General features: G+C 69.6%; 10 protein-coding genes. 7 read left to right on the forward strand and 3 right to left on the reverse strand.

Annotated features, from left to right (window positions below; translation table 11 throughout):
* The 6 genes from hemB to MFF42_RS23160 form a co-directional block, all read left to right on the forward strand.
* Nucleotides 1–820: porphobilinogen synthase (hemB, locus tag MFF42_RS23135; RefSeq protein ID WP_238258072.1), on the forward strand; the 820-nt coding region annotated here is incomplete at its 5' end.
* 30 nt (nucleotides 821–850) lie between these two features.
* A complete protein-coding gene (locus MFF42_RS23140; protein WP_238258073.1) occupies nucleotides 851–1,267 on the forward strand; it encodes a hypothetical protein in 417 nt (138 codons plus the stop codon).
* Between the two features lie 124 nt (nucleotides 1,268–1,391).
* Nucleotides 1,392–1,886 carry an RDD family protein gene (locus tag MFF42_RS23145; protein ID WP_238258075.1) on the forward strand — a complete coding sequence of 165 codons (495 nt, stop codon included), beginning with the start codon at nucleotides 1,392–1,394 and terminating at the stop codon, nucleotides 1,884–1,886.
* Between the two features lie 232 nt (nucleotides 1,887–2,118).
* Nucleotides 2,119–2,865, forward strand: coding sequence for an arginyltransferase (locus MFF42_RS23150; protein ID WP_238258077.1), 747 nt, complete (start codon nucleotides 2,119–2,121; stop codon nucleotides 2,863–2,865).
* Nucleotides 2,866–2,936: 71 nt separating this feature from the next.
* Complete coding sequence (locus tag MFF42_RS23155) at nucleotides 2,937–3,266, forward strand: type II toxin-antitoxin system RelE/ParE family toxin (RefSeq protein ID WP_238258079.1); 330 nt, start codon at nucleotides 2,937–2,939, stop codon at nucleotides 3,264–3,266.
* Nucleotides 3,263–3,580: a helix-turn-helix domain-containing transcriptional regulator gene (locus MFF42_RS23160; protein WP_238258080.1), complete on the forward strand. Its 318-nt coding sequence runs from the start codon at nucleotides 3,263–3,265 to the stop codon at nucleotides 3,578–3,580. Before MFF42_RS23155 ends, MFF42_RS23160 begins: the two co-directional genes overlap by 4 nt.
* Nucleotides 3,581–3,613: 33 nt before the next feature.
* On the opposite strand, the gene MFF42_RS23165 is transcribed toward MFF42_RS23160, so the two are convergent.
* From MFF42_RS23165 to MFF42_RS23175, 3 genes are all read right to left on the reverse strand, one after another.
* Complete coding sequence (locus MFF42_RS23165; RefSeq protein ID WP_238258082.1) at nucleotides 3,614–4,177, reverse strand: sugar O-acetyltransferase; 564 nt, start codon at nucleotides 4,175–4,177, stop codon at nucleotides 3,614–3,616.
* 34 nt (nucleotides 4,178–4,211) lie between these two features.
* Nucleotides 4,212–5,117: a KPN_02809 family neutral zinc metallopeptidase gene (gene ypfJ / locus MFF42_RS23170; RefSeq protein WP_238258084.1), complete on the reverse strand. Its 906-nt coding sequence runs from the start codon at nucleotides 5,115–5,117 to the stop codon at nucleotides 4,212–4,214.
* A gap of 105 nt (nucleotides 5,118–5,222) precedes the next feature.
* Complete coding sequence (locus tag MFF42_RS23175; RefSeq protein ID WP_238258086.1) at nucleotides 5,223–6,149, reverse strand: uracil-DNA glycosylase; 927 nt, start codon at nucleotides 6,147–6,149, stop codon at nucleotides 5,223–5,225.
* Nucleotides 6,150–6,358: 209 nt separating this feature from the next.
* On the opposite strand from MFF42_RS23175, the gene MFF42_RS23180 reads away from it, so the two are divergent.
* On the forward strand, nucleotides 6,359–8,032 hold the full coding sequence (locus tag MFF42_RS23180) for an electron transfer flavoprotein-ubiquinone oxidoreductase (RefSeq protein WP_238258088.1): 1,674 nt from the start codon (nucleotides 6,359–6,361) through the stop codon (nucleotides 8,030–8,032).
* Nucleotides 8,033–8,121: the final 89 nt, after the last annotated feature.

Here is an 8,121-nt window from a genome sequence, read left to right on the forward strand (position 1 = left end):
CGTGGACGAGGTCGTGCGCGAGGCCGAGCGCGCGGCGCGGCTCGGCATCCCGCTGGTCTCGTTCTTTCCCTATACCGAGCCGTCCCTGCGCGATCCGACCGGCTCCGAGGCGCTCAACCGCGAAAACCTCGTCTGCCGGGCGGTGCGGGCGGTGAAGCGGGCGGTCCCCGAGATCGGCGTGATGACGGATGTCGCGCTCGATCCCTATACCAGCCACGGCCATGACGGGCTGATCGAGGACGGCGCGATCCTCAACGACGAGACCGTGGCGGTGCTGGTCGAGCAGAGCCTGATCCAGGCCGAGGCCGGCACCGACATCATCGCCCCCTCCGACATGATGGACGGGCGCGTCGGCGCGATCCGCACCGGCCTCGACCGGGCGGGATTTCGCGATGTGCAGATCATGGCCTACGCCGCCAAGTATGCCAGCGCCTTCTACGGCCCGTTCCGCGACGCCATCGGCACCAAGGCCGCCCTGGTCGGCGACAAGCGCACCTACCAGATGGATCCCGGCAACGCGGCCGAGGCCCTGCGCGAGGTGGCCCTCGACCTCGCCGAGGGCGCCGATTCGGTGATGGTCAAGCCGGGGCTCCCCTATCTCGACATCATCACCCGGGTGAAGACGCAGTTCGGCGTGCCGACCTTCGCCTACCAGGTGTCGGGCGAGTACGCGATGATCGAGGCCGCCGCCCGCAACGGCTGGCTCGACGGCGAGCGCGCCATGACCGAGAGCCTGCTCGCCTTCAAGCGCGCCGGCGCCGACGGCGTCCTGACCTACTATGCCCCCCGCGTCGCCGAGCGTCTGCGCGCGGGCGCCTGAGCGGGGACGGCCGACGGGGTTGCGACGCGCGTGCTCCGGCTGGTTCCGGACGGCGGCCGCGCCGCCGTGTGGGCGGGCGCCCTCGCCCTCTGGCTCGCGGCCGGATCCGGCTGCGACACGGCGCTCGACGCGCGCCGGGCGACGCTCTGCCGCCGGGCGGTGCCGGCTTTGGCCCCGCCCGGCGCCGACATCGGCCTGCTGCGGGTCGGGCCGGGCGCGAGCCGCGGCAGCGTGCGGGTCGATTACCGCGTCACGGGCGGGAGCGGAAACCTGCCGAAGGCCGAGGCGACCCGGCCCCGCCACCTCGTCTGCCATTTCGGCGCGGGCGACGAGCTCACGGCGCTGACGACCGAGCAGGGGCCGGTGAACGGCGCCTCGCTCTACCTGCTCAGGCGCTATTATCTGGCGACGCCCGAGGCTGAGGCCGCCGATCCCGGACGCCGGTGAGAGGATCGCCCCCGCCCTGCTCGTGATCCCGCTCTCGATCCGGCTCTCGATGCCGCTCTTGGCAGCGCCGCACCCTCTCCCCACTTGACCGAAGGTGCACGCAACGGTCGAGGAAGCGGCGGCCATGACGGATTTTCAGCCCGGTTATCACCCCGGTTACACCAACACGGCGGGGATGCCGGGCCATGGCGGCTTCCCCGTGCCCTACGTGCGGGCGAGCCTCGGCGGGCGCACGATCGCTTACCTGCTCGACCTCGCCTTCATCTTCGTGTTCACCGCCGTTCTCGCCACCGCGATCGCGATCCTCGGCGTCCTCACCTTCGGCTTCGCCTGGATGCTGTTCCCGATCCTCGGCATCAGCGGCATCCTCTACAGCGCGATCACGGTCGGCGGACGCAAGCAGAGCACCCTCGGCATGCGCATGCTCGGCCTGCGGGTGGTGGCGCCGGAGAGCGGCCGGCCCGTCGATTTCCTGACGGCCGCGGTCCACGCGCTGCTGTTCTACGTGGCGATCTCGACCTTCCTGCTCTGGTGCCTCGACGTCCTGTTCGGCCTCGTCCGCGCCGACCGGCGCCTTGGCCACGACCTGCTGCTCGGCCTCGCCGTCGTGCGCGACTGAGTGCCTCTCACAGAGTGCCCGCCCCGCCGCCGCGGTCGAAGGACACGCGATCGGCGAGCGGGCGTTTCGTGAGGCAGGCCGATCCCTCCTTCGGGTGAGACATGGCGGCGGAAAGCCGCCGCCGGGGATGTTCAATCCCCCATCAATCCGGTTGAGCGTCGCCGCGATCCCGCTACACTGACGGTGGCCTCGGCGTCCGATGCCGCCGGCCCCGAGGGCGAGCCTTCCCAGCGTGACGAGCCATCCGCGCGATACACCGCAATTCTACCTCACGGCCCCCTCCCCCTGCCCCTACCTGCCGGGCCAGGAGGAGCGAAAGGTGTTCACCCATCTCGTTGGGCGCCGCGCCCGCGATCTCAACGAGATCCTGACGCAGGGCGGCTTCCGCCGCTCGCAGACCATCGCCTACCGCCCGGCCTGCGAATCCTGCCGCGCCTGCGTCTCGGTGCGGGTCGTGGTGGAGGATTTCGCCATCACCGGCAGCCAGCGGCGCATCCTCCAGCGCAATGCCGGCCTGATCGGCACGCCGGAGCCGAACCGCCCGGCCTCGGAGCAGTACGCCCTGTTCCGCCGCTACCTCGACGCCCGCCACGGCGACGGCGGCATGGTCGACATGACCGTGCTCGACTACGCGATGATGATCGAGGACAGCCACGTCGACACCCATCTGGTGGTCTACCGCGAGCGCGGCCCCGACAGCGCGATCCACGGCCGCGGCGTCGGCGCCCCGGTGGCCGTCTGCCTCACCGACGTGCTCGCCGACGGCCTGTCGATGGTCTACTCGTTCTACGACCCCGAGCAGGCCAGCCGGTCGCTCGGCACCTACATGATCCTCGACCACATCCAGCGCGCCCGCGCGCTCGGCCTGCCGTATCTCTACCTCGGCTACTGGGTCGATGGCTCCCGCAAGATGGACTACAAGGCCAAGTTCCTGCCGCAGGAACGGCTGATGCCGCAGGGCTGGGTGCGGGTGGAGTAGAGCGCGGCGGAGCGGCTGGCACCCCGGCCCGTGCCACGTCTTGAATGGTAACTTTTAAGGTACTATTCTCGATGGAGATCCGGGAGTTCCTGGACAGCCGGGGTCGTAGCCCCTTCGCCCGCTGGTTCGACGACCTCGATCCCCAGGCAGCCGCCAAGGTCACCGTCGCGCTGGCCCGCATGGAGGCGGGAAACCTGTCGAATGCGAAGGCCGTCGGAGAAGGCGTCCAGGAATATCGGATCGCCTGGGGACCCGGCTACCGGCTGTATTTCGGACGGGATGGAGACACGCTGATCATCCTGCTCTGCGGTGGGACCAAGCGGCGCCAGCAGGACGACATCGCCGAGGCGCAGGTGCACTGGGCGGAGTACGGGCGGCGGAAGAAGGATGTGGGGCGATGACCCTGACCCGAAGCTTCAAGGAGACCGTGAAGGCGCGGGCCGAGCGCGACCCGGCTTTCCGCGATGCCCTGCTCACCGAGGCGGTCGACCAATTTCTCGCCGGCGACATCGAAACCGGCAAAGCGGTCTTACGGGATTACATCAACGCGACCATCGGCTTCGAGCGCCTGGCGCAGGAGACCGGTACGTCTTCGAAGAGCTTGATGCGCATGCTCGGTCCGGCCGGCAATCCGACCGCGACCAACCTCTTCGGCGTCCTCAGGACGGTTCAGGACGCATCGGGCGTACAGCTCTCCGTCGCCGTCGGACGCTGACCGCGTTCGGCCACGGTCCGTCGGCGGGCCCGATCACCCCTTCATCCACTTCACCACCTTCGCCGGGTTCCCCACCACCACCGCGTTCGGCGGCACGTCGCGGGTCACCACCGCGCCCGCGCCGATCACCGCCCCGTCGCCGACGGTGATGCCGGGGAGCAGGATCGCGCCGCCGCCGATCCAGACGTCGTCGCCGATGGCGACGGGCCGGGCCGATTCCCAGAAGGCGGCGCGGCTGGCGCGGTCGAGGGGATGCTCGGCGGTGTAGATCTGCACCGCCGGGGCGATCTGCGCCCGGTGGCCGATGGTGATCGGGGCGCAGTCGAGGAAGACGCAGTTGAAGTTGCAGAAGAAGTCGTCGCCGACGCGGATGTTGGAGCCGTAATCGCAGGCGAAGCCGGGGCAGATCGTCGGGTTGCGCCCGGCCGCGCCGAGAAGTTCGCGGATCACCGCCTCGCGGCCGGCCGCATCCTCCGGCTCCATGGCGTTGAGCCGCAGGAGCCGCCGCTTGGCGGCGTTGCGGAGTTGGACCAGTTCCGGATCGTCGCCGCGATAGGGCTTTCCGGCGAGCATCAGCTCGCGCGCGGTCTCGGCCATGGGAGCTCTCCTCGGGAAGAGTCGCTGGAAAAGATCAGCCGCGGCTGGTGCGGAAGGTGTCGCAGGACTTGGTCTGGCCGCTCTTGTAGCCGGTCATGAACCAGCGCATCCGCTGCTCGGACGAGCCGTGGGTGAAGGAATCCGGCACGGCGTAGCCTTGCGACTTCTCCTGCAGCTTGTCGTCGCCGATGGCGCTCGCCGCGTTGAGCGCCTCCTGGATGTCGCTCTGGTCGAGCGAATTCCAGCGGTCGTTGGAGTTCTTGGCCCAGACGCCGGCGAGGCAGTCGGCCATCAGCTCGACCCGCACCGAGAGCTGGTTCGCCTCCGTCTTGCTGCCCGCGTTCTGCTGGCGGTTCTGCACCTTGCCGAGGATACCGAGCACGTCCTGCACGTGGTGACCGACCTCGTGGGCGATGACGTAGGCGTAGGCGAAGTCGCCCTTCACGCCGAACTTCGTCTGCATCTCCTTGAAGAAGCCGAGGTCGATATAGACCTTCTTGTCGAGCGGGCAGTAGAACGGCCCCATCGCCGCCTGCGCCATGCCGCAGCCCGAGCGGGTGCCGCCCTGGTAGAGCACCATCGTGGTCGGCTTGTACTGCCGCCCGGTCTGGTTCGGCAGGATTTCGTTCCAGACATCCTCGGTGTTGCCGAGGATCTTCGTGGCGAACTGGCCGGCGCGGTCGGTCGGGGCCTCGCGGCGTCGGGCCTGCGTCTCGGGATCGACCCGCTGCTCGCGCTGCTGCCCGCCGCCGGCCATCTGCTGGGCGCCGCCGAGCAGGATCGCCGGGTTGATGCCGGTGACCCAGGAGATCAGCAGCACGATGACGATCGTGCCGATGCCCAACCCGCCCATGCCGCCGCCGGGAAAGCCGCCGCCTCCGCCGCCCTCGCCGCGTCGGTCCTCGACGTTCTCAGAGGCGCGAAAATCGTCCCAGCGCATAGAGTCTCCCGCCGCCCCGCGTCTTGCCCGGCCTCATCGGGAGTCCGGGCCTGCTTCTAGAATGGCGAGGCGGAGGATACGGTTCCGCTTACGCCCGCCCCCGGCCTACTTGCCCGCGGCGCTCCCGTCGAGGGCGCTCTTCAACATCCGGAAGTCGCGCCAGGCGAGCCGCTTCTGCACCGGCTGGCGCAGCAGGTAGGCCGGGTGGAGGGTGGCGAGCGCCCGGATCTCGCGGCCGTCGCGCAGGCGATAGGGGTAGAAGCGCCCGCGCGCCTTGAGGATGCCGTCCTTGGTACCGGTCAGCGTCTGGGTCGCCGGCGCGCCGAGGCAGACGAGGATGTCGGGATCGGCGAGTTCGATCTGCCGCTCGACGAAGGGGCGGCAGATCGCGATTTCCTGCGGGGTCGGGTTGCGGTTGCCCGGCGGGCGCCAGGGCACGACGTTGGAGATGTAGGCGCTCGACCGGTCGAGGCCGATCGCCGCCATCATCCGGTCGAGGAGCTGGCCGGAGCGGCCCATGAACGGCTTGCCGATCCGGTCCTCGTCGGCACCGGGCGCCTCGCCGACGAACATCACCCGCGCCTGCGGATTGCCGTCGGCGAAGACGAGGTTTTTCGCGGTGAAGCGCAGGCCGCAGCCCTCGAAGCCGCGCAGCAGCGCTTCGAGATCCTCGAGCGTGTCCATCTGCGCGGCGCGCGCCCGGGCGTCGTCCGCCGCCTCGCCGGGCTTGGCGCCGGCCGCATTGCCGTAGGTGCGGGGAGGCTCGCGCGGCGGCGGGTCGCGGCTCGGCAGCTCGCGCCGCATCTCGGTGGACGCGCCCTCGCCGGACGGGGCGTCCCGCGGCGGCGCGCGGCGCGGGGCCGGCTCGGCCCGCGGGGCGGCGGGCGCCTGAGCGGTCTCGGCCTCGGCGAAACGGTCGTGGGGCCGCTCGTCCAGCGCTGCGTCGACGCCGGCCTCGACGTGGAAGTCGAGGTAGGAGATCAGGTCGCCCCTGGCGTCGGGATCCGCGTGGTTCGCAGTCATCGGTTCCATGTGGCGTGCGGGCGGCCTGTGGACAACGCCCGGCGCGGCAACGCGGATCGTCGCACGGGTGCGGCCGGCGCTGCCCCCTGCGATCGCCTGCCGCTACCCGAACGGCCTTGCCTTCCTACCTTGGAATCGCTTGAGAGACATCTTGACAATAGATAGGGCCGAAACGGCGTGACACGGCGCCCGAACGAACGGCCGCAGGAGGAATGAGGATGGCGCTGCCCGAACGCGAAGGCATGGATTTCGACGTGGTGGTCGTCGGCGCGGGCCCCGCCGGCCTCGCCGCCGCGATCCGCCTCAAGCAGCTCTCCGCGGAGAAGGGCGAGGAGATCTCGGTCGTCGTGGTGGAGAAGGGCGGCGAGGTCGGCGCGCACATCCTCTCCGGGGCGGTGGTCGATCCGATCGGCCTCGACACCCTGCTCCCCGACTGGCGCGAGGATCCCGAGCGTCCGCTCAAGACCGCGGTGGAGCGCGACGAGTTCCTGTTCCTGACCAAGAACAGCGGCGTCAGCATGCCGAACCTGTTCTTCCCCAAGCTCCTGTCGAACCACGGCAATTTCGTCGGCTCGCTCTCGAACACGGTCAAGTGGCTCGGCGCGAAGGCGGAAGCGCTCGGCGTCGAGATCTATCCCGGCTTCCCGGCCTCCGAAGTGCTCTACGACGAGCGCGGCACGGTGACCGGCATCGCCACGGGCGATCTCGGCATCTCCCGCACCGGCGAGCCGCGGGACGATTTCACCCGCGGCATGGAACTTCGGGCCAAGTACACGGTGTTCGGCGAGGGCGCGCGCGGCTCGCTCACCAAGACGCTGATCGATCGGTTCGGGCTCAACCGCAACAGCGATCATCAGAAGTACGGGCTCGGGGTGAAGGAGCTCTGGCAGCTCTCGCCCGACAAATTCGAGCCGGGGCTGGTGCAGCACACGATGGGCTGGCCGCTGCCGAACAAGGCGGGCGGCGGCTCGTGGCTCTACCATTTCGACGACAACCTGCTCTCGGTCGGCTTCGTCACGCACCTCAACTACGAGAACCCGACCCTGTCGCCGTTCGAGGAGTTCCAGCGCTTCAAGACCCATCCGATGATCCGCGAGGTGTTCGAGGGCGCCAAGCGCATCGGCTACGGCGCGCGGGCCATCATGGAGGGCGGCTGGCAATCGGTGCCCAAGCTCGTCTTCCCCGGCGGCTGCCTCGTCGGCGATTCCGCCGGCTTCGTGAACGTGCCGCGCATTAAGGGCTCGCACAACGCGATCCTGTCGGGGGTTCAGGCGGCGGACGCGATCTTCGACGCGCTCGTCGCCGGCCGCCAGGGCGACGAGCTGACGGCCTACGAGGAGGGCTGGCGCGACAGCCCGATCGGGCGCGACCTCAAGCCGGTGCGCAACGTCAAGCCGCTCTGGTCGAAATACGGCACGCTGGTCGGCGTCGGCCTCGGCGGCCTCGACATGTGGATGAATGCGCTCGCCGACGCCTCGCTGTTCGGCACGCTGGGCCACGGCAAGCCGGACCATGCCTGCCTCAAGCCCCTCTCGGAGGTGACGCCGATCGTCTACCCCAAGCCCGACGGCAAGCTGACCTTCGACCGGCTCTCCTCGGTCTACCTCTCGAACACCAACCACGAGGAGGACCAGCCGCCCCATCTCAAGGTGAAGGATATGGGGCTGCAGAAGACCTCGGAGCACGACGTCTACGGCGGTCCCTCCGGCCGCTACTGCCCGGCGGGCGTCTACGAGTGGGTGGAGGACAAGTCCGCCAGCGACGGCGTGCGCTTCCAGATCAACGCGCAGAACTGCGTCCACTGCAAGACCTGCGATATCAAGGACCCGAACCAGAACATCAACTGGGTCACCCCGGAGGGGCCGGGCGGGCCGAACTACACGAACCTGTAATTCAGGTTTCGAAAGGACGGGTCCTTTCGCGGGTCCAGGGCAGAGCCCTGGTGAAGGGAAGCCGGGGTTCGACCCCGGCGCCCCGCCAA

The organism is Methylorubrum podarium (assembly GCF_022179745.1).
GTDB lineage: Bacteria > Pseudomonadota > Alphaproteobacteria > Rhizobiales > Beijerinckiaceae > Methylobacterium > Methylobacterium podarium.

What these genes read in the sequence shown, in the direction of transcription:
- MFF42_RS23180 (WP_238258088.1), top strand. Translation starts at nt 6,359, where the DNA reads ATGGCGCTGCCCGAACGCGAAGGCATGGATTTCGACGTGGTGGTCGTC.
- MFF42_RS23155 (WP_238258079.1), top strand. Translation starts at nt 2,937, where the DNA reads ATGGAGATCCGGGAGTTCCTGGACAGCCGGGGTCGTAGCCCCTTCGCC.
- MFF42_RS23165 (WP_238258082.1), bottom strand. Translation starts at nt 4,177, where the DNA reads ATGGCCGAGACCGCGCGCGAGCTGATGCTCGCCGGAAAGCCCTATCGC.
- ypfJ (WP_238258084.1), bottom strand. Translation starts at nt 5,117, where the DNA reads ATGCGCTGGGACGATTTTCGCGCCTCTGAGAACGTCGAGGACCGACGC.
- MFF42_RS23160 (WP_238258080.1), top strand. Translation starts at nt 3,263, where the DNA reads ATGACCCTGACCCGAAGCTTCAAGGAGACCGTGAAGGCGCGGGCCGAG.
- MFF42_RS23175 (WP_238258086.1), bottom strand. Translation starts at nt 6,149, where the DNA reads ATGGAACCGATGACTGCGAACCACGCGGATCCCGACGCCAGGGGCGAC.
- MFF42_RS23145 (WP_238258075.1), top strand. Translation starts at nt 1,392, where the DNA reads ATGACGGATTTTCAGCCCGGTTATCACCCCGGTTACACCAACACGGCG.